This window comes from Streptomyces sp. NPDC059002, from assembly GCF_042740435.1.
Taxonomy (GTDB): domain Bacteria; phylum Actinomycetota; class Actinomycetes; order Streptomycetales; family Streptomycetaceae; genus Streptomyces.
This window is the reverse complement of the sequence record NZ_JBHYJI010000001.1, coordinates 35,993-59,473: the sequence shown is the minus strand read 5'-3', so window position 1 is coordinate 59,473 and position 23,481 is coordinate 35,993. Positions and strand designations below refer to the sequence as shown.

22 protein-coding genes are annotated in these 23,481 nt (G+C 71.9%); 19 read left to right on the top strand and 3 right to left on the bottom strand.

Features of this window, described 5'->3' with window-relative positions:
• The first annotated feature begins 29 nt into the window (after positions 1 to 29).
• Together ACFWZ2_RS00255 and ACFWZ2_RS00250 are read left to right on the top strand one after the other, a co-directional pair.
• Positions 30 to 665 (top strand): helix-turn-helix domain-containing protein, encoded by a 636-nt coding sequence (locus ACFWZ2_RS00255; protein ID WP_384539439.1) that lies wholly within the window; start codon positions 30 to 32, stop codon positions 663 to 665.
• Positions 666 to 718: 53 nt separating this feature from the next.
• Positions 719 to 841 carry a DUF6126 family protein gene (locus tag ACFWZ2_RS00250; protein WP_055545828.1) on the top strand — a complete coding sequence of 41 codons (123 nt, stop codon included), beginning with the start codon at positions 719 to 721 and terminating at the stop codon, positions 839 to 841.
• 17 nt (positions 842 to 858) lie between these two features.
• On the opposite strand, the gene ACFWZ2_RS00245 is transcribed toward ACFWZ2_RS00250, so the two are convergent.
• Entirely contained in the window at positions 859 to 1,683 is an 825-nt protein-coding gene (locus ACFWZ2_RS00245) for a tyrosine-protein phosphatase (protein WP_384539437.1), read from the bottom strand.
• A 180-nt stretch (positions 1,684 to 1,863) separates the two neighbouring features.
• Here ACFWZ2_RS00245 and ACFWZ2_RS00240 point away from each other — a divergent pair, with 180 nt between their 5' ends.
• Positions 1,864 to 3,954: an alpha-galactosidase gene (locus ACFWZ2_RS00240; protein WP_384539435.1), complete on the top strand. Its 2,091-nt coding sequence runs from the start codon at positions 1,864 to 1,866 to the stop codon at positions 3,952 to 3,954.
• A gap of 178 nt (positions 3,955 to 4,132) precedes the next feature.
• On the top strand, positions 4,133 to 4,930 hold the full coding sequence (locus ACFWZ2_RS00235; RefSeq protein WP_384540330.1) for an SGNH/GDSL hydrolase family protein: 798 nt from the start codon (positions 4,133 to 4,135) through the stop codon (positions 4,928 to 4,930).
• A 71-nt stretch (positions 4,931 to 5,001) separates the two neighbouring features.
• On the opposite strand, the gene ACFWZ2_RS00230 is transcribed toward ACFWZ2_RS00235, so the two are convergent.
• Complete coding sequence (locus ACFWZ2_RS00230; protein WP_384539433.1) at positions 5,002 to 6,432, bottom strand: MFS transporter; 1,431 nt, start codon at positions 6,430 to 6,432, stop codon at positions 5,002 to 5,004.
• Between the two features lie 691 nt (positions 6,433 to 7,123).
• Between ACFWZ2_RS00230 and ACFWZ2_RS00225 the strand changes: the two genes are divergently transcribed.
• From ACFWZ2_RS00225 to ACFWZ2_RS00190, 8 genes are all read left to right on the top strand, one after another.
• Positions 7,124 to 7,870, top strand: a complete 747-nt coding sequence (locus ACFWZ2_RS00225) for a tRNA-dependent cyclodipeptide synthase (protein ID WP_384539430.1) — start codon at positions 7,124 to 7,126, stop codon at positions 7,868 to 7,870.
• 1 nt (position 7,871) lies between these two features.
• On the top strand, positions 7,872 to 8,906 hold the full coding sequence (locus tag ACFWZ2_RS00220; protein ID WP_384539427.1) for a 2OG-Fe(II) oxygenase family protein: 1,035 nt from the start codon (positions 7,872 to 7,874) through the stop codon (positions 8,904 to 8,906).
• Positions 8,903 to 9,829: a 2OG-Fe(II) oxygenase family protein gene (locus ACFWZ2_RS00215; protein WP_384539424.1), complete on the top strand. Its 927-nt coding sequence runs from the start codon at positions 8,903 to 8,905 to the stop codon at positions 9,827 to 9,829. The genes ACFWZ2_RS00220 and ACFWZ2_RS00215 overlap by 4 nt, the downstream gene beginning before the upstream one ends.
• Positions 9,826 to 11,349: a cytochrome P450 gene (locus ACFWZ2_RS00210; RefSeq protein ID WP_384539421.1), complete on the top strand. Its 1,524-nt coding sequence runs from the start codon at positions 9,826 to 9,828 to the stop codon at positions 11,347 to 11,349. The genes ACFWZ2_RS00215 and ACFWZ2_RS00210 overlap by 4 nt, the downstream gene beginning before the upstream one ends.
• Complete coding sequence (locus ACFWZ2_RS00205) at positions 11,346 to 12,314, top strand: 2OG-Fe(II) oxygenase family protein (RefSeq protein WP_384539419.1); 969 nt, start codon at positions 11,346 to 11,348, stop codon at positions 12,312 to 12,314. Before ACFWZ2_RS00210 ends, ACFWZ2_RS00205 begins: the two co-directional genes overlap by 4 nt.
• Before the next feature lie 90 nt (positions 12,315 to 12,404).
• Positions 12,405 to 13,283 carry a 2OG-Fe(II) oxygenase family protein gene (locus ACFWZ2_RS00200; RefSeq protein ID WP_384539416.1) on the top strand — a complete coding sequence of 293 codons (879 nt, stop codon included), beginning with the start codon at positions 12,405 to 12,407 and terminating at the stop codon, positions 13,281 to 13,283.
• Positions 13,280 to 14,239, top strand: coding sequence for a 2OG-Fe(II) oxygenase family protein (locus ACFWZ2_RS00195; protein ID WP_384539414.1), 960 nt, complete (start codon positions 13,280 to 13,282; stop codon positions 14,237 to 14,239). Before ACFWZ2_RS00200 ends, ACFWZ2_RS00195 begins: the two co-directional genes overlap by 4 nt.
• 140 nt (positions 14,240 to 14,379) lie before the next feature.
• Positions 14,380 to 15,123 (top strand): SIMPL domain-containing protein, encoded by a 744-nt coding sequence (locus tag ACFWZ2_RS00190; RefSeq protein ID WP_384539411.1) that lies wholly within the window; start codon positions 14,380 to 14,382, stop codon positions 15,121 to 15,123.
• Positions 15,124 to 15,182: 59 nt separating this feature from the next.
• Here the strand turns inward: ACFWZ2_RS00190 and ACFWZ2_RS00185 are convergent, their stop codons facing one another.
• Positions 15,183 to 15,752 carry a carboxymuconolactone decarboxylase family protein gene (locus ACFWZ2_RS00185; RefSeq protein WP_384539407.1) on the bottom strand — a complete coding sequence of 190 codons (570 nt, stop codon included), beginning with the start codon at positions 15,750 to 15,752 and terminating at the stop codon, positions 15,183 to 15,185.
• 192 nt (positions 15,753 to 15,944) lie between these two features.
• On the opposite strand from ACFWZ2_RS00185, the gene ACFWZ2_RS00180 reads away from it, so the two are divergent.
• From ACFWZ2_RS00180 to ACFWZ2_RS00150, 7 genes are all read left to right on the top strand, one after another.
• Positions 15,945 to 17,174, top strand: coding sequence for an MBL fold metallo-hydrolase (locus ACFWZ2_RS00180; RefSeq protein WP_384539404.1), 1,230 nt, complete (start codon positions 15,945 to 15,947; stop codon positions 17,172 to 17,174).
• Positions 17,175 to 17,208: 34 nt separating this feature from the next.
• Positions 17,209 to 19,353, top strand: a complete 2,145-nt coding sequence (locus ACFWZ2_RS00175) for a GH36-type glycosyl hydrolase domain-containing protein (RefSeq protein WP_384539401.1) — start codon at positions 17,209 to 17,211, stop codon at positions 19,351 to 19,353.
• Positions 19,354 to 19,610: 257 nt separating this feature from the next.
• Positions 19,611 to 21,479, top strand: a complete 1,869-nt coding sequence (locus ACFWZ2_RS00170) for an ATP-binding protein (protein ID WP_384539399.1) — start codon at positions 19,611 to 19,613, stop codon at positions 21,477 to 21,479.
• An 83-nt stretch (positions 21,480 to 21,562) separates the two neighbouring features.
• The gene (locus ACFWZ2_RS00165; RefSeq protein ID WP_384539396.1) at positions 21,563 to 21,997 is read left to right on the top strand and encodes a roadblock/LC7 domain-containing protein; all 435 of its coding nucleotides are present in this window, start codon (positions 21,563 to 21,565) and stop codon (positions 21,995 to 21,997) included.
• A 2-nt stretch (positions 21,998 to 21,999) separates the two neighbouring features.
• Positions 22,000 to 22,371, top strand: a complete 372-nt coding sequence (locus ACFWZ2_RS00160) for a DUF742 domain-containing protein (RefSeq protein WP_384539393.1) — start codon at positions 22,000 to 22,002, stop codon at positions 22,369 to 22,371.
• A complete protein-coding gene (locus ACFWZ2_RS00155) occupies positions 22,349 to 22,942 on the top strand; it encodes an ATP/GTP-binding protein (protein WP_384539391.1) in 594 nt (197 codons plus the stop codon). The genes ACFWZ2_RS00160 and ACFWZ2_RS00155 overlap by 23 nt, the downstream gene beginning before the upstream one ends.
• Complete coding sequence (locus tag ACFWZ2_RS00150) at positions 22,939 to 23,475, top strand: GAF domain-containing protein (RefSeq protein ID WP_384539389.1); 537 nt, start codon at positions 22,939 to 22,941, stop codon at positions 23,473 to 23,475. The genes ACFWZ2_RS00155 and ACFWZ2_RS00150 overlap by 4 nt, the downstream gene beginning before the upstream one ends.
• Positions 23,476 to 23,481: the final 6 nt, after the last annotated feature.

Below are 23,481 nucleotides of genomic sequence, written 5' to 3'. Positions count from 1 at the left end.
GGGAGGCAAGGCTCTGGCTCAATCAAGGTATGAGCCCTGCCGAGCCCGACGAGCCCGACGAGCCGCCCCCGGCGGACGAAGCGCTGCCCGCCGTCGCGCCCCAGCTGCGTGAGCTGCGCCGCCGGGCGTCACTCACCCTGGAGGCCGCGGCCCGCACCGCCGGACTCTCGCCCGCCCATCTGTCCCGCCTGGAGACCGGGCAGCGCCAGCCCTCGCTGCCGATGCTGCTCGCGCTCGCCCGCATCTACGGTACGACGGTCTCGGAACTCCTCGGCGAGACGGTCGCCGACCGGGACTCCATCGTCCGCGCGGCCGACATGGAGCCGACCCGGGCGGGCGGCTGGACCTACTGGCAGGCGGGCGCCCCGGGCCGCGGCATGCAGGCCCTGCGGGTGCATGTGCCGCACGGCGCGCAGGGCGACATCGTGCGCGTGCACCCCGGTGAGGAGTGGCTGTACGTCCTGCAGGGGCGCCTCAGGCTGCGCCTCGGGGACACGGCGCACCTCCTCGGGCCCGGGGACAGCGCGCACTTCGACTCGCTGACCCCGCACCGGATCGCCGCCGCCGACCGGGACGGCGCCGACCTCCTCTTCGTCCACACGTTGCTGCAGAGCCCCGCCACCGCGCTGTGCCTCGGCGGCCCCACTCAGGGAGAACCGACATGACGGAATCCGAACCGCAGGGACCTGTCCAGCCGGAACAGCCTGCGAAGAAGGCGATGCGCCTGGAGGAGAAGTTCCCCCGGGCGCTCTGGGTCCGCCTGATCATCTATGTCGCGGTGGGCCACATCTTCGCGGCCTTCATCTATCTGCTGTTCGAGCTGGGGGCACAGAACCAGTAGCCGCTCGCGCGCCCGTCCTAGTCGAGCAGGCGCTCGCGGAGCCGCTCGCGGGTCTCGGGGGTCACCTCGAGACCGTCGGCGAGGTAGGTGTCCACGTCGCCCCAGGTCTGCTCGATCGTCTCGAAGGCCGCCGCCAGATACTCGGCGCGGGCGTCGAAGAGCGGGCTGAGCAGCTCCATGACCTCGGGGGACATCCCGTTCGGGGCGTCGATGGTGCGCTGCACCCGGTAGCGCCGGTGCGCCGCGTTCGACGCCAGGTAGTCCGCCTCGATGGCGTCGCGCTCGACGCCGACGGCCAGCAGCGTCACGGCTATGGAGAGGCCCGCACGGTCCTTGCCCGCCGCGCAGTGCATCAGGGCGGGCACGCTGTCCTCGGCGAGCGCGTGCAGGACGCGGCTGTGCTCGGCCGTCCGGTCCTTGATGATCGTGCGGTACGAGGACGACATGCGGCCCGCGGCCTTGCCGTCGGCGAGCAGCGTGCGCAGCTGGTCGAGGTCGCCGTCGCGGACCATCTTCCAGAACTCGGCGCCGTCGGCCGGGTCGGTCAGCGGCAGGTTCACGTTGCGCACGCCGGGCAGCGTCACATCGGGGCCCTCGAGGCGCTGGTCGGCGGCGTTGCGGAAGTCGAAGATCGTGTGCAGGTCGAGCGAGGCGAGGAACGCGGCGTCGGCCTCGGTGGCGTGCGCCAGGTGACCGCTGCGGAAGAGCCTGCCCCGGCGGACCCGGCGGCCGTCCACCGTCGGCAGCCCGCCCACGTCACGGAAGTTGCGCACTCCGGCAAGCTCGGGCTCTGACAGCTCTGACAGCTCTGACAGCTCTGTCGGCGGGACCTGCTGCGTCACGGGCTCTCCTCGGGCTCTGCTGCCGGCGCGGCTCGCCGGTGGATGCGCCTTCGACGATACGACATGGGTGTCTCGGGCAATCACCCCTGCACAGGCGTTGCCCCGGCGGCGATCCGCGCATCAGGATGTGCCCACGCGCGCGTGTCGGCGCGGCTCGCGGGACCGGGGCGTGGGGGCTTGATGATCCAGATCGGTGCGGACGGCCGCACATGGCTGCTCTCCGGCCCGACCAGCAGTTACGCCCTGCGGCTCACGGAACACGACGAGCTGCTCCACCTGTACTGGGGCGCGCGGATCGGCATCGCCGACGCCGAGGCCCTGGCCGCCGAGTCCCTGCCGCCCGAGCGGGGCTTCGAGTCGCGGCTCGACGGGCACGAGGAGTATCCGGTGGAGGGCGGCCGCCGCTTCGTACGGCCCGCGCTGTCCGTCCGCGACGACATGGTCCGCGGGACGGAGTGGCAGGGCACCGGCTCGGCGGTGGACGGCGACGAACTCCAAGTGCACTTCCACGACCCCCTGCACCACCTCCGGACGACGCTGCACTACCGGCTGCGCGGCGACGTCGTGGAGCGGTTCGTCATCCTCACCCACGAGGGAGACCACCGCACACCGGAACTGGAAGTGCTGCGCGCCGACTCCGCGACCTGGACGCTGCCCTGGCGCGAGCGCTGGCGGCTCTCCCACCTGCATGGCCGGTGGGGCGCCGAGTCACGCCTGACGCGGAGCGACCTCACGTACGGCGAGCAGACCATCGGCAGCCGGCGCGGGCACACCGGGCACGCGCATCTGCCCTGGGTCGCGCTCGACGCGGAGGGCGCGAGCGAGGAGTACGGCGAGGTCTACAGCTGCGCCCTCGCCTGGTCGGGGTCCTGGCGGATCACCGTGCACCAACTGCCCGACGGCGCCGTGCAGATCAGCGGCGGCGTGGGACACGACGACGCCGGTGTCACCGTCCTGCGGCCCGGCACGGCGATCGTCACGCCCGTGTTCGCCGCGCTGTGGAGCGACGGCGGCTTCGGCGGTGCGAGCCGGGCCTGGCACGCCTACCAGCGCGCGCACGTGATCCCGGACGCGGGCACGGTCCGGCCCGTGCTCTACAACTCCTGGGAGGCCACCGGGTTCGACATCTCCGAGGAGCAGCAGCGGGTGCTCGCGCACCGGGCCGCGCGGCTCGGCGTCGAGCTGTTCGTCGTCGACGACGCGTGGTTCGGCGGCCGGGTCAGCGACCGGGCGGGGCTCGGCGACTGGACGCCCAACCCGGACCGCTTCCCCGGCGGCCTGACGCCGCTCGCCGACGAGGTGCACGCGCTCGGCATGCGGTTCGGGATCTGGGTGGAGCCCGAGATGGTCAACCCCGACAGCGACCTCTACCGCGCGCACCCCGACTGGGTGCAGCACCAACCGGGCCGCGCCCGCACGGAGTTCCGCAACCAGCTGGTGCTCGACCTCTCGCGCGCGGACGTGCGCGCGTACCTGTGGCGACAGCTCGACGAGCTGCTCTCCGGAGCACCCGTCGACTATGTGAAGTGGGACTTCAACCGGAGCTTCACCGACGCGGGACGGCCGGGCGACGCCGGTCTGTCCGAGCCGTGGTGGTCCCATACGTGGCACCTGTACGACCTGCTGGACCGGCTGCGGGCCGCGCACCCCACGGTGTCCTTCGAGTCCTGCTCGGGCGGCGGCGGCCGGGTCGACCTCGGCATCCTGTCCCGCACCGACCAGGTGTGGACCTCGGACAACACCGATCCGCTGGACCGGCTCGCCATCCAGCACGGCTTCAGCCAGCTGCACCCCGCGCGCGTGATGGCCGCATGGGTCACCGACAGCCCCAACGTCCAGCTCAACGACCGGGTCAGCTCGCTGCGCTTCCGCTTCGTGAGCGCCATGGCCGGGGTGCTCGGCATCGGCGGCGACCTCGCCCGGTGGAGTGAGGACGAATTGGCCGAGGCACGCGAATGGGTGGACCTCTACAAGGAGATCAGGCCCCTGGTGCAATTCGGCGACCTGTACCGGCTGCGTTCTCCGGAGAGCGGACTCAGCGCCGTGCAGTACGTCCTCGGGGACCATGCCGTCGTCCTCGCCTGGCTGCGGGCGCAGTCGTACGGCCAGGAGCAGGCGCCCGTACGACTGCGCGGGCTCGACCCTGAAGCGGTGTACGCGTGCCGGGACACGGGGGAGACGTACCGGGGCGCCGTGCTGCTCCGCCGCGGGCTGCGGACCGGGCTCCAGGGCGACCTGGACGCGGGGGTGTTCCGGCTGCGGCGCGTATGACGCGGGGTCGTGGAGGCGCAGCGATCGCGGGCACGGCGCTTATTCCGGCTTGGTTGAAACTTGACCGGTGGCTTATCTCACGCCCCGTCAACCCTTCCCTACGGTGGCGTAGCTCACTTAGGGAGGTGAAAGATGTGACTTTGTGAGCGCAGAGTCGACATCCTTCATCAATCACCCCATCAACAACGGCGTATTCAACTCCTATGCAGCGGTCGGCGACAGCTTCACCGAAGGCGTGGGCGACCCGGGCCCCGACGGCACGTTCGTCGGGTGGGCCGACCGTCTCGCCGTCCTGCTGGACGACCGGGTGCCCGAGGACACCTTCCAGTACGCGAACCTCGCCGTACGCGGCAAGCTCCTCGACCAGATCGTCGCGGACCAGCTGCCGCGGGCCAAGGAACTGGCCCCGGACCTCGTGACCTTCTGCGCCGGGGGCAACGACATCATCCGCCCCGGCACCGACCCCGACGAGGTCGCCGAGCGGTTCGAGCGGGCCGTCGCCGACCTCACGTCGGCGGTCGGCACCGTCATGGTGACCACCGGCTTCGACACCCGGGGCGTGGCCGTCCTCAAGCATCTGCGCGGCAAGATCGCCACGTACAACATGCACGTCCGGGCGATCGCCGACCGGTACGGCTGTCCCGTCCTGGACCTGTGGTCGCTCAAGACCGTGCAGGACCGCAGGGCCTGGGACGGCGACCGGCTGCACCTCTCCGCCGAGGGGCACACGCGCGTGGCGCTGCGGGCCGGGCAGGTCCTCGGGCTCGAGGTGCCCGCGGACCCGGACCAGCCCTGGCCGCCGCTGCCGCCGCGCGGCACGCTGGAGGTGCGGCGCGACGACATCCATTGGGCGCGCGAGTACCTGGTGCCGTGGATCGGGCGGCGCATCCGGGGCGAGAGCTCCGGGGACAACGTGGAGGCCAAGGGCTTCCGCAATCCGCACACCATCAAGATGCAGATCGAGACGGCCTCCTGAACCAGCAGGTCGACTCTGCCGACACCGAAGGCGTCCTTCTCCGGAAGGGCGCCTTTGTGGTGACCGTGGGGTCATCGCGGGCCCCGTGACCCGGCCCGCGCCGTGTCGTCCCGGTCCCTCCGGCCCTCCCGCGTCCTGATCCAGGCGACCAGGACCAGGCACGCGGCAAGACAGCCCGACGCGGTGATCAGCAGGGCCGTGTCGGCGGCCGCTTCCGAGCCCACGCCGTGGTCCTGGTCGGTGACGGCTCCGGCCAGGCCGACGCCGAGTCCGGCGGCCACGGTGATGACCGTCTTGGTGACGCCGGACGCCTCACCGGCCCGCTCCGGCCGGATGACCCCCTGAGTGGCGATGAGCGTCAGGGAGTTGGCCACTCCGAGGACCGCGCCGCCCACCGTGGCGACGGCGACGTACACCGTGAGGGACGAGGTCCGGGCGAGGCAGCCGAGGACGAGTGCGCCCGCGCACAGGCAGGCCGCCATCAGCCGGACCGCGGCGCGCGGCGGCACCCGCCCGGCGAGCGGTCCGGCCAGCGCCATGGCGAGGGCGGGGGCGAGGAACGCGGTGCCCGCCACGACGACGGAGAGGTCCCACTGGCCCTGGAGCGTCAGGGGCACGACGAACAGGAACATCACCGTCGTGGTGTTGGCGGCGGCACCGGCGAGCGTGAGCGCCATGTACGGGCCGTTGCGGAACAGCGAGAGCTGCACCAGCGGGTTGGCGGCGGACCGTTCACGGCGTACGAACAGGGCCAGCAGGGCCGCCGTGACGGCCGCGCCGGCCAGGGTGGCGGGCCACGGCCAGCCCGGTCCGCGGTCGATGACGACGCTGAGCGCCGCGAGCGCGGCCGTGGCGCTGAGCAGGCCGCTCCAGTCGACGGTGCGGGGCGCGCTGTCGTCGAAGCTCTCGGTGGTGCGTGCGGCGCAGAGCGCGCCGAGCGCCGCGAGCGGGACGTTGAGCCAGAAGATCGCCCGCCAGGACACCGTCTCGGTCAGGGCGCCGCCGACGAACGGGCCGCAGGCGGTGGCGATGCCGCCGATGCCGAGGGCCCAGCCGGTGGCGCGGCCGCGCAGGTCGGCCGGGTAGACGTTGGTCAGCAGGGAGAGACCCACCGGCATGATCATGGCGGCGCCCGCGCCCTGGGCGACACGGGCGCCCACGAGGACGGGCAGGGTCGGGGCGAGCGCGCAGACCAGCGAGGCGGCGCCGAACACGGTGAGTCCCGCGACCAGCAGCCGCCGGCGGCCGAACAGGTCGCCGAGCCGTCCTGTGCCCAGCATCAGCGTGCCGGTGGAGAGCAGATACGCGCTGATCACCCACTGGAGTCCGGCGCCGCCCGCGTCCAGGTCGCGGCCGATCCGCGGCAGCGCGAGGTTCAGGCCGAACGAGTCGAGCTGGATGCAGAACACGCCCACGGACATGGCGATCAGCGCCCACTTCCGGGCGGCGAAGGGCGGCGGCGCGCCGCCGGTGCCCTTCCTCAAGGTCGTGCCCTCACTCACGATGACCCACTGCTCCTCACGATGGCGTCGGGATGGTGCCTGCGGTGGGGGAGAGGGCGCAGCCGAAGAGCGCTGCCGAAAGCGGAGCGCCGCTGCTGGAGAGGTGGGAGACGTCTCGAAATGCCGTGTCGGCGGGGCCGGTTGCGAAGGTCGCCCTCGCGGGCCCTCGTGCCAGAGGACAGGTCCGCCGCTCGGTGAGCGGTCGAGACCAGATCACCGTAACGGACGCGGAGGTGCTTGCCAACACGGCCTGAACAGTGGCTGGTGGGGCACGGGGAAAGCATTGAGCCATCACGCGCGGGGCGGGGACCCGTCGGTGCGGGCGGGGTGGCGCGGCGCTTTCGGCCGGTGCGGGCGGCGTCGCGCGCACCGGTCCTTGCGTCGTCAACTCCCTGCTCAGCGGGGAGCGTTGAGCGATATCCGGAGTCATGTGCCGTGCGGCGCCCGCCCTTCGGCCGTACCCGGCGCGACCGCGAGGTGACCGTCCGTACCGGACGGTCGGGTTAATGGTGCCTACACCTACTGGGGCCCTGGTCAGTTGCCGTGAAACGCCTGAAAGATGCGGTTCCTTGACGGTGCGGCCTGAATCCAACCCCGGGGTATTGGCCGCCGCTTCAACTTCCTGTTAGTAATTTCATGCGGCAGACGAATGCCATTCCTGCACCTCCCCCCATGGACCCAGGCGGATGTGATGTCGTTAGATGCGCAGGGGATCGCTGCTCCGGCACGACGGACGGAGCCCACCCGCAGAACGCGCTACAAGGCGGAGATAGCGTCGGTTTCCCCGGAATCGAGCAGGAACACCTTCGAGCGGCACGACACATGTTTTCTCGGCGTCAGTCTCGAAAACAGCAACTTCACCACTGCCAAACTCACGAGCATGGTCAAGTGGATCTCCCGGAGGTTCAGCAAGTGCACCGTGCTCATCGGTGACAGCATTCACAGACTCACCCTGGAGTCGACCCAGGGAATGGCGCCCGACCGTGCCCGCGAACAGGCGCTCGCGCTCGGCCGGAGCTTTGTGGAGGCCGAGGGGAAGGTCTTCGACGAGTACCGCGAGATCACCGACTTCACCTTCCTGAACTGCAGTGACGTGCAGGACGGGGAGGAGTACGGCCAGTTCCACAACAAGCTCCTCGCCTTCTTCGACGAGAACGAGGAATTTCGTTCCTCGGTCGAGTCCTTCGGTCATGCCTATCACCGGAAGCGCGCCGAAGGCATCGGTGCTTCCGAATGGGAAAAGCGCATCCGGATGTCCAGCGACTACTTCCTCGAAGAGTTCGCCGTCTTCGCCTGCCTCAAGGAGCAGGGGCTGCCCGTCATGGTCTATCCCGGATCCTTCAGCACCCTGTCCGAGATAGCCAAGGGTCGGCATCCCGGAGCCCCTGAAGAGCTGCGTGACCTCGTCGTGGTCTCCCTCCACCTGAAAGGCCGGTGAGATGACAGCCGAAGCCCGTGATCTGATCCCCGACATACGGCGGGGAAAGATTTACCAGGACGTATACGCGAAGCGGTCACCCGACCATCCCGCACTCGGCGACGCCCGTCTCGAAAGGGCCCGCATAGCCGACGGTGCGCTTGACTTCGGGGATTCCGGGGCGCGCAACCGGGCCTTCCGGGACGGTGTCTTCCTCCTGGAGATCCCGCCCGGGCTCGATGTGTCGGCGGGTGACGCGTTCGCGCGGCAATTCCACGAGGGGCCCGCCGCGACGCCGTACGGCCGGTTCCGCGACATCGGCAGCGACCACTTCGGGGACCCGCTGCTCGGCTTCCACCAACGGATCAACCAGATCGAGCAGTTCCTCCTGGAGCGCCGGTTCTGGGCCGCCGACTATCCGCCGGAGATCGCCGCACTCGGCGAGGCCCTCACCCGGCTCTCCCGGCAGGTGCTGCGCTCAGTCCTCGCCGAGGTGGGCATTCCCGAGGAGGACTGGCGGCGGGCGACCGGCGGCTGCGCGCAGTGCGCAGGCTCGTACCATCTGACGTTCAATCACTACCGGCCCGCGCACGAGGACATCGGGCTCAGCTCCCACAAGGACGACGGGTTCCTCACCATCCTGCGGACGACCGCCCCGGGACTCGAGGTCAGCCGCGAGGACCACTGGGAGACCGTCCCCATCCGTCCGGACTGCTTCGTCGTCAACTTCGGCCTGTCCATGGAGATCCTGACCGCGGGCAGCCGCATGCCCGTCGCCGCGATCATGCACAGGGTCGCCCGCCAGCAGGAGGACCGGTCCAGCTTCGGGCACTTCAGCTCCAGCGGCTGCCTGCCCGGCGAGGACGAGGGCATCTACCGCTATGTGCGCGGCAGCGGCCTGGAGCGCGTCTGCGGCTCGCGCGAACTCATCGACGAGAACGACCACGAGATCTACGCCGGTACGGACGCGCCGGACGTCGGCAGCGGCACCGGCCCTCGCGGCGGCACCCGCACTCCGGAGACCGCGCACGCCACGGCGAAGGGCGCACGCCGATGACCGCCGCCACCCTGATGCTCCAGCGCGCCGCCGTCTCGGACACCGGCCTGCGCTTCGACACCCCCGACGGCCTGTCCCGCGCGCTGCGCGACGGCTGCTTCCTGCTCGCCGTCCCCGCCGGATTCGATCCGGGCCCCGGCATCACCCTGTGCCGCGAGTTCCATCGCGCGGCCGACGACGGGGCGGCGGAGACCCGGGCGTACCGCGGCTTCAAGGACCTGACGGGCATCTACTTCGACCGGGAGCACTTCCAGACCGAGCACCTGCTCATCGACGGCCCCGGGCGCACCCGGCACTTCCCGCGCGAACTCCTCGTCATGGCCGAGCAGATGAGCGCCCTGACGCTGCTGGTGCTGCGCGCCGTGCTGGCCGAACTCGGCATCGCCCCCGCGCTGTGGAGCGAGATCACCGGAGGTGCCGTCGACGGCATCGGCACCCACTGGTTCGCGGCGAACCACTACCGGCCGGAGCGGGTCCAGCCCGGCTGCGCCCCGCACAAGGACACCGGATTCGTGACCGTGCTCTACAACGAGGAATCCGGCCTCGAAGCGTCCGTCGACGGCGCCTGGGTGCCCGTCGACCCCGTGCCCGGCCACTTCGTGGTGAACTTCGGCGGCGCCTTCGAACTGCTCACCGCCGCCCTCGACCGGCCGGTACGGGCGATCCTGCACCACGTACGGCAGTGCACACCGGCCCCGGGCGCCGCGGACCGCTTCTCCTTCGCGGCCTTCGCCAACCCGCCCGCCGCAGGCGATCTCTACCAGGTGCGCCAGGACGGCACGGCCGCTCCGGTGCGCAGCTCCGAGGACTTCCTGCGCGAGTTCAACGAGCGGACCTGGTCCGACCGGCACGCCGACTTCGGCATCGGCGCGGCCGACGGCGGGACCGGCGAGGCCGTGGGCGCGAACGGCGGTACGTCATGAGCATCTCGGCGGACCGTCCCCGCACCCTGCGCAGGGCGGCCGGAACCATCGACCTGCCGCAGGGCCCCGGCGTCCCCTTCCCTGGCGTCGTCGCCCACCACGAAGGGCCCAGCCGGCTGCACGGCCACGCCCCGGCGTTCCACGAGGCGACCGTGGTGCGCGGCGAGCCCGCGTCGCACTACTTCCGCGCTTGTGGCATCAGCGCCCGCGCCGAGGAGAACGGCGGCCTGTGCTCGTTCTGGATGGGGGAGAAGCTCGCCCTCTACCAGATCACCAACGAGGCGCTCGTCGGCGACGACTCCCTGGCGCCCTCCACGGACGCCAACCGTGAGCTGTTCGGCGACTTCATGGGCTCCCTGCCGCACGACCACCCGGACCGCCCGGCCAAGCGGGCCGCGGTCGAACGCTCCCTGGGCAACGCCAAGTTCGTCGAGCGCCTCGAACCCGACATCCGACGGCACACCGCCGACCACCTCGCCCGCGCGGCAGGCCGCTCCGTCCCGCTCGACGACTTCGCGCTGTCCCTGACGGCGTACGTGGACAGCATGATCCCCGGCGTCCTCGACCTCACCCAGCGGCCGCTGCCCGACTATCTGGACTCCGCCGAGTACGGCCGTGTGGTGCGCGGCTTCTTCGACCTCGCCTCCGACGTCATCAGCAACGACAACCCGGCGGCGATGCGCGAGTTCGACGTCATCGTGCCCTTCGTGCGCGACCTGCTGACCGCCAACTTCGACGCCCTGGCCGCCGCGCCCGCGGCCAATATGATCCGGCGTCACTTCGCGCTGTGGGAACTGCCGTTCACACGCGAGGCCGTCGCCGCGCTCGACGCCGCGCGGATCAAGGAACTCGGCACCGTCATCGTCGCCACCTACGACACGACGGCGCTCAGCCTGACCTGGGCGATCGGCTATGTGGAGGCGACCCCCGAGGCCAAGGAGGCCGTCGTCGCGCAGGCCCGGCACGGCGGCGGGGCGGCGGGCAGCGCGCCGTCCGTGATCGACCTCGCGGTCCTTGAGGCCGTACGGCTCGGCGGCAGCAATCCCAGCGCCCTGTGGCGGCGTACGACCGAACCCTTCACCCTGCACCACAGGGGTGCGACGGTGACCGTCCCGGCGGGCACCATGATGTGGCTGGACCGACGGCAGGCCAACCGCGACCCCGCCGTCTTCCCCGAGCCGTGCCGCTTCGCCCCCGCCAACATCGAGGCCATCGTCCGCACCGACCGGGAGACCGTCTCCTCGCTGCTCTCCCGCGGCCGCTACGAGATCAACTCGTTCAGCATGGTCAACGCCGACCGCAACCCCCGCAAATGCCCCGGCCGGCTCTTCTCGGTGCGGATGCAGTCCATGGTCCTCGCGGAGCTGTACGGCCACTACACGGTCGCCACGCGCGGCGTCGACCTCGGCCTGAAGCGCCATGCCTCCATGCCGCGCCCCGCACGGCCCGGAACCATCACGATCCGGCCCGACGCCGCCGTGGCGCACGATCCCGCGACCCCGAGGGAGCCGACCCCATGACCGCCGCCAACTCCCCTACGGAACGGGCCCTCTTGCACCCCGACACCGCGAGGCCGCCGGTCAGCCTGCCGCCGATGCCCGGCGAGCGGCAGGCGCGGACCGCCTTCCCCGCGGTCGAGCTCGAACGCTCCAGGATCGACGGGGACGAGCTGCTCTTCGAGCGCGCAGGAGGCTTCGACCGCGCCCTGGCCATGGGGTTCTTCCTGCTGCGCATCCCCGAAGGACTCGACACCGTCGCCGGGGACCGGTTCGCCACGCACTTCCACGAGGACCCGGCGGGTGACGCCCTCGACCGCTACCGGGGCTTCCGCGACACCGACGTACCCGGCGACTACCAGGGCTACTTCGACCGTGAGCACGACCAGTGGGAGAACTTCTACATAGAGAAGGGCAATTGGACGCTGCTGCCCTCCGAGGTCGCGGCCCTCGGACACTGGATGACCGGCCTCGGCATCGGCGTCCTGCGCGCGGTCCTGCGGTACGTGGACGTCCCCGAGCACCTGTGGAGCCAGGTGTCCGGCGGCCTTTCCGACCACGGCGGGCACCAGATGCTCGCCTTCAACCACTTCCGCTCCCGCAAGGCGACCCGCGGCTGCAAGTTCCACCGCGACTCGGGATGGGTGACCGTGCTGCGCTCCACCGAACCGGGGCTGCTCGCGCTCATCGACGGGGAACTGGGTGCCGTGAACCCCGAACCCGGCCATTTCATCGTGAACTTCGGCAGCTCGCTGGAGGTGCTCACCTCCGCCCTGCCCCGGCCGGTGCGCGCGAACGTGCACGGCGTGGTCTCCACCGAGCGCCCCACGGGCCGCCCCGACCGCATCTCGTACGTCACGTTCCTCGACTCCGCCCTCGACGGCACCGTCTACCGGCTCGACGACGGCACGGCGCACCCCGTGCAGTCGGTCGCGGACTTCGCCGTCCAGGAGGTGAGCCGGACCTATGACGACGACGGCGCGCTGTAGCCGCGGCGCGGGCACGAGAGCGGACGCGGGCACCACGGCGGGCGCGGGCACAGCACCTTTGGGAACCGACCGAGACAGGAGCGTCGCAGCATGACGACGGACACCCTCACCCTCCCCGCGGCCGAGGTCGACGAGGGGGGCAGCCTGCGGTTCGCCTCATCGGCCGACGCCGAACGGGCGCTCGCCCTCGGCGCGTTCAACGTGGCGGTCCCCGGCGACCTCGACGTCGGCGCGGGACTCGCCTTCTGCCGCAGCTTCTACCAGCCCGCGGCAGGGCACCCCGGCGACCGCCACCGAGGGCACCGCGAACACGGCCACGCCGCCTCCAAACTGGGCTACGAGGACCGGCCCGACCAGGTCGAACAGCTCCAGCTCGAGAGCTTCCTGTGGCAGGAGTACCTGCCGGACGAGGTCACCGCGGTACTGCGGCGGATGCGGCAGCTGACCCTGGACGTCCTCTACGGAGTGTTCGACGTGGCGGGCGTGCCCGAGTGCGACCGCGACCTCATCACCGGCGGCGCCCGCCAGGACACGGGCCTGTGCTACACGACGGTCAACCACTACCGCGCGGGCCTGAGCGACCGCGCCGGGATCGTCGAGCACTCCGACAGCGGGTTCATCACCACGATCTGCACCGACCAGCCCGGCTACGAGATCCTCCACGAGGGCCGCTGGCTGCCGGTGCGCGAACACCCCGGCCACTTCACCGTCAACCTCGGCGACGCCTTCCGGGTCCTGACCAGGAAACTGCCGAGGCCCGTGACCGCCGTCTACCACCGCGTCCCGGAGCTGCGCCCGGACGCGGGCACCCCGGACCGCTCCTCCTTCACGGTCTACATGGGCCCCCGCTACGACATGTCGCTCTACCAGTACGACACCGGCGGGAGACTGCACGAGTACCAGGGCTTCCGCGACTTCTCGGTGGAGAAGGCGGGCAAGCTCGGCTACGCGTTCCACTCCCGCATATGAGCACGGCGGCGGGACACCCGCGCGCCAGCGCCGCCCGGCAGGGCTGGCAGCTGGCCGAACTGCGCGGAGGACAGCTGCACTTCACCGCCGCCGACGGACTGCAACGCGCGCTGAAGGACGGCTTCTTCTACGTGCAGCAGCCCGCAGGGACCGACCTGTCGGCGGGGGACCGCTTCGCGCGCTCTTTCTACCTGCCAGGAGACGCCGACGACTCCGGAGACGCCGACGCCTGTGGAGACGGGACGCGGGACCCCTACCGGGGATTCCGTCGCTGGACGGCCGGTCAACTCGGCCGTCACCAGGGCTACTTCTGCCGCGACGCCGACCAGACCGAACAGTTCTTCCTGGAGAAGGCCTGGTGGGACCGGGTCTATCCGGCCGCTCTCGCCCGGCAGGCCGAACGCATGCGTGACTTCGCGCTCGCCGTGCAGCGCGCGGTCCTCACCCGGCTCGACCTGCCGCGCGCGCTCTGGGACGAGGCCACCGGACACAGCCTGACCCCGCACGGCACCCACACTCTGACCTTCAACCACTTCCGTCCCGAAGTCGCCGCGCGCGGCCTGAACATCCACAAGGACTCCGGCTGGGTGACGGTCCTGCGCTCCACCGAACGCGGTCTGGAGGTGGACAGGGACGGCGACTGGCGGCCCATCGACCCGATTCCCGGCACCTTCATCGTCAACTTCGGCTGTGCGATGGAGATCCTGACCCGGCACACCGCGACACCGGTGGCCGCGGTGGCCCACCGCGTGGTGCGCCAGCCGCCGGGCGGCGCGGCCAGACCCGACCGCTTCTCGTACGCGCTGTTCGTGGACAGCACGCTCGACGACAGCGTCTGCCCCGGCCTGTTCGCCTACGAGCCGGGCAGTGGCCTGCGCCTGGAGGCGGGGTTCGGGACCTTCCTCGACGACATCCTCGACCACACCTACCGGGAGGACACCACAGGCCTGTACTGAGGCGGCCGCGCACCTGGCGGGCGGTACTGGACCGGTGAGGTGACAGGGCGGGAGTGGCGCGGACGAGGGCATGGGCGCCGGTGCTGGGATGACCGCGAAACCGTCCCTGGAGGGACGGAGAGCCGGAAGGAACCCCTCCTATGCATCCAGTACGTTCCGTCAGTGCCGTCGCCGTGGCGCTCGCCGCGCTCGGGCTGCCCGCCGCTCCCGCCGTCGCCGCCGCACCCGCCCCCGCCGCACCGGCCGTCGTGCCCGCCCCTGCGCCGAGGAGCACGGTGACCGTGACCGGCGCGGGCAGCGCGTCCGCCGCGCCCGACATGGCCGTCCTCACCGCGGGCGTCGAGGTCACCGAGGAGACCGCGGGCAAGGCGCTCGCCGCGCAGAGCACCGCGGCGGACGCGCTGCTGGCCGCCGTGCGCAAGGCGGGCGTGGCCGAGAAGGACGTCAAGACGGAGAACCTCGCCCTGTCCGCCGTCTACCAGGACGAGAACGGCGCCGCCAAGCTGATCGGCTATCAGGCCTCGCAGGTCTTCTCGGTCAAGATCCGTGCCATCGCCAGGACGGGCGCGGTGGTGCAGGCCGTCGTGGACGCGGCCGGTGACGCGGGCCGGGTCCACTCGGTGGCGTTCGACCTCGCGGACGCGGGCGCGCTGCGGTCGAAGGCGCGCGACGCGGCGTACGAGGACGCCCGCGACAAGGCCACGCAGTACGCCAAGTTGACCGGTCACCGGCTCGGCCGCCTCGTCTCCCTCGACGAGAGCGACGGCGGGCGCCCGCGCCCGGTGCCGATGCCGGTCGCCGCGTTCGCGAAGGAGGGAGTGCCCGTCGCGCCCGGGCAGATCCAGGACGAGGTCTCGGTGACGGCGGTGTACGAACTGCGGTAGGGGCGCGGAGGGCGCGGCCCCGGGGCGGGGGACCCGGGACACCGCGCCCTCCTGCGCCGTCATCCGGAGACCGGGCGCCGCGCGTCCCGCAGGTCGCAGGAGTCCTTGAAGCCCTGACTGGTCAGGCCGAGCGCGGAGTTGAAGCGGGAGCGGTAGTTCTCCACGGCGATCATCGCGGTCAGTTCGACGAAGGCGGGCTCCCCGAGTCGGGTGCGCAGCCGGTCGGCGAGGTCGTCCTCGACGGTCGGCGGGTTCGCGGTCATCGCCTCCGCGTACTCCATGACGTCCCGCTCCAGCGGGCTGTAGATGTCACTGTCGCGCCAGGCGGGCACGTCCCGGAGCTTCTGCGGGTCCATGCCGCGCTTGTGGGACTCCCAGTAGCCGAAGTCCATGCACCAGGAGCAGCCGATCGACGCGGCCGACGCCATCACGGCCAGCTCCTTGAGGTCGGCGTCCAGCTTGTTCCACTTCGCCACGCCCTGCTCGAAGCGGAGGTAGGTCCAGAGCGCGCGCGGGTTGTGGGCCAGGGCCTTGCCCGGGTCGAGGACCTTGCCGTAGACGCGCTTCGAGTACCACTCCATGATGCGGAAGAGCAGGGTGCGGCGAGGGGTGAGCGAGATGCGGGCCATGAGAGCCACCTCCGAGGTCGTACGGCGTGCTCCGGTGCCGGTCACCGGGGCACTGATGCGACGGATGAGGGGCACTCGGATGTGACATCCCGCCGACGGTCCGCCGACATCCCGCAGGCGGCCCGTCGTGGGGCCGCCGTGTGGCGCCGCCGTCACCCCTCCCAGCGGCCGCTGTCAGCGACGGTGGACATAATGGAGTGGCCTATCCACCCCTGTTCAGGAGGTCCTGTGTCCCGGTCCCTGATTCCCGGGCTCCGCTCGCTGCGGCCCGCCGCCTTCGGAGCGGATCCGACGGGTGCGCGGATGGCGCGGATCCGCAGGTCACCGAATTTCTCCGTCGCGGAGGGCACGTTCCAGAACCCCGTGGGGGCGCGGACCCGGCCGACCGGTTCGACCGTGGAGTTCGCGAAGATCTACTTCCGCAAGGAGGAGCGCCTGCGGCGCGGCCCCACGGGCACCGTCCCCGTGCACGCCACGACCCTCGCCGACCTGGCCAAGCCGCCGGCCGACGGGCTGCGCATCACCTGGATGGGGCACTCCAGTGTGCTCGCCGAGATCGACGGACGGCGGGTGCTGTTCGACCCGGTCTGGGGCGAACGGTGTTCGCCCTTCGCCTTCGCCGGGCCCAAGCGGCTGCACCCGGTGCCGGTGCCGCTGGAGGCACTCGGCCCGGTCGACGCCGTCGTCATCTCGCACGACCACTACGACCATCTGGACCTGCCCACGATCAAGGCGCTGGCCGGGACGGACACGGTGTTCGCGGTGCCGCTCGGCGTGGGCGCCCATCTGGAGCGCTGGGGCGTGCCCGCGGACCGGCTGCGCGAGCTGGACTGGCACGAGTCGGCGAAGGTGGCGGGCCTGACCCTGACCGCCACGCCCGCGCGGCACTTCTGCGGCCGCGGTCTGCGCAACCAGCAGCACACCCTCTGGGCGTCCTGGGTGGTCGCGGGGCCCGAGCACCGGGTGTTCCACAGCGGGGACACCGGCTACATGCCTGGTTTCCGCGAGATCGGTGCCGCCTACGGCCCCTTCGACGTCACCATGATCCAGATCGGTGCGTACAGCGACTTCTGGCCGGACATCCACATGACTCCGGACGAGGGCATGCAGACCCATCTGGACCTCCAGGGCGGGCGGCCGCAGGGCGTCATGCTGCCGATCCACTGGGGGACGTTCAACCTCGCCCCGCACGCCTGGTCGGCGCCCGGGGAGGGCACCGTCGCCGCCGCGCGCCGGGCGGACGCCAGGATCGCGCTGCCCTGCCCCGGCGAGCCCTTCGAACCCTCGTCGGACCGCGTGCCTGGCGTGCCGTGGTGGCGGGGTGTCGCGGTCGTGCCGGACGGCGGCTGGGCCGACGCCGGGGAGAGCGCCGAGCGGCGGGCGGTGACCGGCGGGGAGCCCGAGGCGGCGCCGGTCGGCTAGGAAGCGCGGAGCCCCGGCGGCCGAGGAGGCAGGGATGAGTGCGTACGGCCGGTGGACCAAGGACCACGGACTGCCCGCGTTCGCCCTGGCACCCGACGCGCCCCGCACGGAGTGGGACCGCGTCATCGATCCGCCCACGCGGCGCCGCTGGATCCACCTCGGCAACCGCCGCATCACGCTCGTCGCCGACACCGAAGGGCGCAGCGGCCTCTGGGACGAGCACGACGGCCTTCGCTGGCTCACCGAACCGGAGCCGCACGGCACCGGCGTGACCGAGGTGGCGGGTGTCCTGCGCTCGGACGACGGGGGCGGCGAGCTGCTCTTCGGGCCCGCCTACACGCGCGTGCGGATCGGCGCGGGCGGCGCGGACGTCGAGCGTACGGTGCTGTGCCCCGAGGGAGACGTCCCCTGGGTGCTCATCCGCGTCGACGTCACCAACCACCGTACGGAGGCGGTGCGTTGGCGGATCGCCGAGGAATGGGACGTACGGCAGCGGGAGTTGACGTACCTCGAGGTCGGGCCGCGCCCCGCGGACGTCCGCCACGAAGGGGGCGTGCCGCTGGTCCTGGAGCTGCTCGGGGCGGCGGGCGGCGCGCGGTGCACCGCCGATCGCGGGGTGCTCAGGGTCTCCTGCCCGGTCGATCTGGCGCCCGGTGAGCGGCGCACGGTCTGGTTCCGGTGCGGGGTGGCGGGCGCGGAGTTCGAGGGGGACCCCGAGGAGACGTACGACGCGAGTCTGCGCGCGCTGCGGGCCCGGCTTCCACGCGCGGACGCGGACGGGATGCCCGAGGCCGCCGTGGAGATCCCCTGGCACGCCGCCCTGCTCGCGGGCGGGGCCTGCGTCGACGGGCTGCTCGGCGGCCACACCCTGGACCAGGGCTCCGCCTACTCCTTCCGGCACGGCTTCAACGGCGCCGCGCGCGACCCGCTGCAGCATGCGCTTCCGCTCGTCCACATCGAGCCCGACCTGGCCCTTTCCGTGCTGCGCAACACCTGCGCGTGGGCGAGCCCCGACGGTGAACTGCCGTACGCGCTCGACCCGTCGCAGCAGCCCCGCACCGACCTCTACCGTCCCTCCGACCAGAACCTGTGGGCGCTGTGGCTCGCCGCCGAGTACGCGGCGGCGACGGGCGATCTCGCCGCCTTCGGGGCACCGGTCGGCTTCCATCCGTCGTACGGCGCCGCCGCGGTGCCCCTCGGGGAGCATCTGCGGCGCCAGTTCCGGTACGTGACGGATGGCGTCGGCGTCGGCGAGCACGGGCACCTGCGCATCCGCAACGCCGACTGGAACGACCTCGTCCTCGACGGCACGGGCATCGACCGGCGGACGATGATCGAGCACGGCGAGTCGGTGCTCAACTCCGCGATGGCCGCCTGGGTGCTGCCCGTGTACGCGGGACTCGCCGACCGGCTGGGCGACGCGGAAACGGCCGATGAGGCACGGGAGTTCGGCGAGCGGCTGCGGCAGGCGGTGGCGGGGGAGTGGAACGGCCGCTGGTTCCGCCGCGCGCACGGCCCGGGCGCCGCGCCCGTCGGCGAGCACGAGCTGTGGCTCGAAGTGCAGCCCTGGGCGATCCTCTGCGGCGCGGCCGACGAGGCACGCGCGCGTGAACTCCTCCAGACCGTCGAGGACTTGTGCGTACGGGACTCGCCGCTCGGCGCCCGGCTGATCGGACCCCCGGCCGACGACCCGGACCGCGGCACCATCTGGCACGCCGTCAACCAGACCCTGGTCTGGGCGGCGGCCCGGATCGACCCCGGACTCGCCCGCGCCCACTGGCGCCGCATGACGCTGCACGCGCACACGGCCGCGTACCCGGACATCTGGGAGGGCACGCTCTCCGGCCCCGACGCCTATCTGCCGCCCGAGTCGGGGCGGGCCGGGCACACCTGGGCGATGCCGGACGTCGGCGTCGCCATGCAGGCCTGGCCGGTCGCCAATCTGCACGCCCACGCCCAGCCGCTGCTCGGCTATCTGCGGCTCCTCGGGGTCGAGCCCACGGCATCGGGTCAACTCGGCGTACGCGGCGGAGGGTTCTTCGAGAGCCGCACGTTGACGGTGCGCCCGGACGGCTCGGGACGGCTGCGCGCGCGGGGTCCCGCCGAGGTCGTGACGGCCTGCGGAAGGACGTACGGCGGGGCGGGGCACGGCGGCGGGGGAGAGATCGTCTGGGGGTGACCCCATCCCCGTACGAGTCAGGAATCGGACCTGCGTACGAGGCTAATCGGACCCTCGTGCGAGGCGTCATACCAGAGCGGGATGCTCTCCGGCTGTCTTTGTCAACTGCCCACCGCACATGATGCGTTGCCGACTACCGTGTGTGGCCGTCGGGCGACGCAGGGATCACATCGCGGACCTGCCGACCGGCACGGCGATGCCGCAAAGAGGAGTCGGGCCGACCGCTGGACCCCCGTCGCAACGTACCGAGGACGCTGATGTCTCACCTACGCGCACCGGCCGCACACGCAGACCGCCGCGAGGGCGGACGGCACGGCAGGCCGGGCAGCCGCGCCGCCGCGCTGCCCGAGACCCACATACGGCCCCAACTCCTGCGCATCGCGGTGCTGCCCGCCGTCGCAGTGGGCCTGAGCGCCTGCGCGGCCGTGCTGTTCACGCTCCGCTCGACCGGCACCCGGCCGGGCCCCGTCCTGCTCGCCGTCCTCGCGGCCGCCGTCGCGGTCGGCCTCACCGGCATCGTTGTCGCCGCCGTGGCCGCCGACCGCGCCGCGCGGTCCGTGCGCGAGCGGGTCGGCATGCTGCGCCGTGCCGCCGCGCGCGGCCAGGCGGACCTGCGCGGCATCGTCGAGACGCTGCGCCGCGGCGACCAGCCGACCACCCGCAGGGTCGCCCGCCAACCCCGCCCCGGCGGCGACGAGTTCGACCTGCTCGCCGACGAGCTGAACCGCGCCCACGACGTCGCCGTCGGCGCCGTCGTGCAGGCCTCCCAGCTCTCCAGCCACGCGGGCAGCGAGCAGAAGGTCGAGGTCTTCGTGAACCTCGCCCGGCGCCTGCAGTCCCTGGTGCACCGCGAGATCTCCCTGCTCGACGACCTGGAGAACGAGGTCGAGGACCCCGAGCTGCTCAAGGGCCTCTTCCACGTCGACCACCTGGCGACCCGCATCCGCAGGCACGCCGAGAACCTCGCCGTGCTCGGCGGCGCCGTCTCGCGCCGCCAGTGGAGCAAGCCGGTCTCCATGACCGAGGTGATGCGCTCCGCCATCGCCGAGGTCGAGCAGTACTCACGGGTCAAGCTGGTGCCGCCGATCGACGGCACCCTGCGCGGGCACGCCGTCGCCGACGTCATCCACCTGCTCGCCGAACTCATCGAGAACGCCACGGTGTTCTCCGCGCCGCACACCCAAGTGCTGCTCCGCGCCAACCTCGTGACCGCGGGACTCGCCGTCGAGGTGGAGGACCGGGGGCTCGGCATGCCCCTCACCGAGCAGAACAAGATGAACCGGCTCCTCGCCGACCCCGACCAGGTCAACGTGGCGAGCCTGCTGCAGGACGGGCGGATCGGGCTCTTCGTGGTCTCGGCGCTCGCGCGCAGGCACGGTGTCGCGGTGCGGCTGCAGACCAACATCTACGGCGGCGTCCAGGCCGTACTGATCCTGCCCCAGGAGCTGCTGGGTGCCGAGCAGCAGGCCGAACCGGCCGAGCGACGGCGCCCCGCGGCCGAGGCGGCGTCGCGGGGCGCCGCAGGTGACGCACGAGCCGAGACGCCCGGCACACCGGGCGGCCAAGTCGCCCCGGACGCAACGGAGTTCCACGGCCCGCTCGACCCGCGCAGCACACCCGACGGCACACCGCCCCAGCACGCCGTGCCCACCGTGCCCGTCCCCGCACCCCGTGCCGAGCCGGTGTCCGTGCCCGTCCAGCCGCAGCAGCACGCACCGGCGACCGCGCGCACGGCCGAAGGAACCGGACCCGCCCCGCTGCCCGTGCGCGGCGCCCGTGGCGCACGGCCGACGCCCGCCGACGCGGTGCCCGGCATCAGACCGGCCGACCGGCAGGCCGCCGACGAACACGCGGGCACGCCGCCCACACCCCGCAACGGCGCCGTGCGCGGCCGGGTCGGCAAGCCCCAACTGCCCAAGCGGCGCGCCCAGGAGCACATCGCGCCGCAGCTGCGCGACGCCCCGTCGCCGCGCCCCGACGGGGAGCACCTCGTCGGCCACGACCCGGGTCTGATGGCCGCGTTCCAGCGCGGCATCGGCCTCGCCCAGGCACAGGACGTCCGCGACCCCGCCCCCGGGGAACACGGGTCCGGCGTCCCGCACGACGGGAGCGAACACAGCGGCTGACCGCACGACCACGCCAGAGCACCCCCCACCACCTCTGCCGACGCAGACCTACGTACGTTCGTACCCCAAGGAGTCGATCCACCATGGCGAGCGATGTGCCGACCGGCCATGTATCCGATCTCGACTGGCTGATGAGCGGCCTCGTCCAGCGCGTGCCGCACACCCACAGCGCCGTTCTGCTCTCCTCCGACGGACTCGTGAAGTCGGTCCATGGCCTCGACCCGGACAGCGCCGATCACATGGCGGCCCTCGCATCGGGGCTCTACTCCCTCGGGCGCAGCGCGGGCGTCCGCTTCGGCGACGGCGGGGACGTCCGCCAGGTCGTGGTGGAGCTGGACTCCACCCTCCTGTTCGTCTCCACGGCGGGCTCGGGAACCTGTCTCGCCGTGCTGGCGGGCCGGGACGCGGACGCGGCCGTGCTCGGGTACGAGATGGCGATGCTGGTCAAGAGCGTGCGCCCGTATCTGATCACCGCGCCCCGGCAGCAGGCCGGCGAACCCGCGCCGATGAGGCACTGAGCATGGCGGCCCCGCACGACGGGCCCTGGCTCGACGACGCCGCGGGGCGGCTCGTCCGCCCCTACACGGTCAGCAACGGGCGGACCAGACCGACCAGTCAGCTCAACCTGCTCTCCCAGGTGATGGCCACGGGGGCCGCACCTCTCGGGTACATCGGACCCGAACACACCACGGCCCTCGGCCTGTGCGAGGCGCCGACCTCGGTGGCCGAGATCGCGGCGCAGCTGAAACTGCCCGCGGTCGTCACCAAAGTGATCCTTTCCGATCTCATCGACTGCGGGGCCCTCACCACGAAGGCCCCGGACTTCTACCACAACCCCACTGACCGGTCCCTGTTGGAGGCAGTGCTCGATGGATTACGACGACAGCTCTGACCCCTTCCCCACCGCGCTGAAGATCTTGGTCGCGGGTGGCTTCGGGGTCGGCAAGACGACCTTTGTGGGCGCGGTCAGCGAGATCGCGCCGCTGAGCACCGAGGAGTTGCTCACCACGGTCAGCGAGGCCACCGACGATCTGTCGGGTGTGGAGAACAAGACCACGACGACCGTCGCCATGGACTTCGGACGCATCACGCTCGACCCGGAGCATGTGCTCTACCTGTTCGGCACACCGGGCCAGGAACGATTCTGGTTCATGTGGGACGAGCTCTCCGAAGGGGCGCTGGGCGCGGTGGTGCTCGCCGACACCCGGCGTCTTGAGGACTGCTTCGCCGCGGTGGACTTCTTCGAGCAGCGCGGCATGGGCTTCATCGTGGCGATCAACGAGTTCGACGGCGCGCACCGCTACGAGCCCGAAGAGGTGCGCTCCGCGATCGACCTCGACCCTCAAGTGCCCGTGGTGCGCTGCGACGCGCGGATCTCCAGCTCCGGGATCCAGACCCTCCTGACCCTCGTCAAACATCTGCTCAACCACGCCCCGGAGCCGAGCTTCGGAGCGCACACGTGATGTACGACCCGACCGGGCACCTGCTCCTGACCCCCGTCGACAAGGAGGCTCCCACGCGGGTGCGGCGGCTGCGCAGTCTCGGGCTCGGGGAGCGTCCCGAGCCGGACCTCGACAGGTTCGCCGACCGGCTCGCCGAGCTGACCGGCGCGCCGTACGCCATGGTCAACTTCATCGGCGAGGAACGGCAGTTCTTCGCGGGACTGCACACTCCGCGGGGCACGGACGGGGACGACTGCCGGTTCATGGCCCGCGACCACGGCTACTGCCCGCATGTGGTGGTGCGCCGCAAGGCCCTCGTCCTGGAGGACGTCTGCGACTATCCGCGGTTCGCGGGCAACCCCGTCGTCGACGATTTCGGCATCCGCTCCTATCTGGGCGCACCCCTCATCGACCGCACGGGAATGGTGCTCGGCACGGTCTGCGTCGTCGACGTCGAGCCGCGGCCCTGGGGGAGAGCCGGGCTCGGCACGATCAAGTCGATGGCCGCCGAGCTGGTCGGGCAGATCCACCGGCGGGAGGACGGCGTCATCTGACCGCGT